This window comes from Streptomyces sp. UH6, assembly GCF_013421635.1.
Lineage (GTDB): Bacteria > Actinomycetota > Actinomycetes > Streptomycetales > Streptomycetaceae > Streptomyces > Streptomyces abyssomicinicus.
In genome coordinates this window covers 1-1,781 of sequence record NZ_JACADT010001100.1, presented here as the reverse complement: position 1 = coordinate 1,781, position 1,781 = coordinate 1, and the positions used below count along the sequence as shown (strand labels likewise).

At 75.2% G+C, this 1,781-nt stretch carries 2 protein-coding genes; both read left to right on the top strand.

Annotated features, from left to right (window positions below):
• Nucleotides 1-461 (top strand): ABC transporter ATP-binding protein (locus HW445_RS29625; RefSeq protein WP_180223899.1); only part of this gene is annotated, 461 nt, incomplete at its 5' end.
• Nucleotides 462-598: 137 nt separating this feature from the next.
• Nucleotides 599-1,781, top strand: a 1,183-nt coding sequence (mgt, locus tag HW445_RS29620; RefSeq protein ID WP_180223898.1) for a macrolide-inactivating glycosyltransferase, incomplete at its 3' end; no start/stop codon positions are given.

Below are 1,781 nucleotides of genomic sequence, written 5' to 3'. Positions count from 1 at the left end.
AGTGGTCCCGCGAGGACGAGGCGGCGGTGCGGGCCGCGCTTCAGGCCACCGGCACGCTGGAGCTGGCCGGCCGCCGGGTGGACCGTCTCTCCGGCGGTCAGCGGCAGCGGTGCTGGCTGGCGGTGGTGCTCGCCCAGGAGACGCCGGTCGTGCTCCTCGACGAGCCGACCTCCGCGCTCGACCTCGGCCACGCGGTGGAGGTGCTGGAGCTGGTCCGCGAGGTCGCGGCGGCGGGGCGCACGGTGGTGATGGTGCTGCACGACCTCGCTCTGGCGGCGCGGTACGCGGACCGGGTGGTCGCCATGAAGGCCGGCAGGGTCGTCGCCGAGGGCGCGCCCCGTGACGTCGTCACCGCCGGCCTCGTCAAGGACCTCTACGGCGTCGACGCCGACATCCTCACCGCCCCCGGCGACGGCTCCCCGGTCGTCGTCCCCACCGCCCGCGCCCGCCCCCTGTCATGACCCCGCGGCGGCCACACGCGACCCCGGCGCCCGCAGCGGCTCGGTTCCGCCGGTGCCGGTGCCGGAGCGGGAGTCCGGGACGGCGCCGGAGCCGTAAATGAGGTGAAGGGTGCGCGACGCCCCGTTAGGTTCGCCCCATGACCACCCCTCGCCCCGCACACATCGCCATGTTCTCCATCGCCGCCCACGGCCACGTGAACCCGAGCCTGGAGGTGATCCGCGAACTGGTGCGGCGCGGGCATCGCGTCAGCTACGCGATCCCCGCGGCACTCGCCGGCAAGGTCGCCGCCACCGGGGCGCGGGTCACGCCGTGGACCTCCACGCTGCCCTCGCCCGAGGACCCGCCGGAGGCGTGGGGTTCCTCCCTGCTGGACAACGTCGAGCCGTTCCTCGACGACGCGATCCAGGCGCTCCCGCAGCTGGCGGCCGCCTACGAGGGCGACCGCCCCGATCTGGTCCTGTACGACATCGCCGCCTACCCCGCCCGCGTGCTCGCGCACCGCTGGGGCGTTCCGGCGGTCTGCCTCTCCCCCGCCATGGTGGCCTGGGAGGGGTACGAGAAGGAGGTCGGCGAACCGCTCTGGGAGGAGCCGCGGAAGACGCCGCGCGGCCAGGCCTACTACGCCCGGTTCCAGAAGTGGCTGGACGACAACGGCGTGCCGCTGGACCCCGACTCCTTCGGCGGGCGCCCCGACCGTGCCCTGGTCCTCATCCCGCGTGCGCTGCAGCCCAACGCCGACCGGGTGAACGAGGAGGTGTACACGTTCGTCGGCGCCTGCCAGGACGACCCGGCGGCCCAGGGCGGCTGGGAGCGCCCGGCCGGGGCGGACAAGGTCGTCCTGGTGTCGCTCGGCTCGGCCTTCACCCGGCGGCCCGGGTTCTACCGCGAGTGCGTGAAGGCGTTCGGCGACCTGCCCGGCTGGCACACCGTGCTGCAGATCGGCAAGCACGTCGACCCCGCCGAACTCGGCGAGGTTCCGCCCACCGTGGAGGTCCGCGACTGGGTCCCGCAGCGGGCGGTGCTCGCCGAGGCGGACCTGTTCGTCACCCACGCGGGCGCCGGAGGCAGCCAGGAGGGCATGGCGAGCGCCACCCCGATGATCGCGGTCCCCCAGGCGGCGGACCAGTTCGGCAACGCCGAGACGCTGGTCGCCCTGGGCGTCGCCCGGCAGGTGTCCACCGAGGAGGCCACCGCGGCGACCCTGCGCGCCACCGCTCTCGCCCTGGTCGACGACCCGGAGGTGGCGGCCCGGCTGGCCGCGATCCGCGCCGAGATGGCCGAGGAGGGCGGCACCCGTCGTGCCGCCGACCTGATCGAGG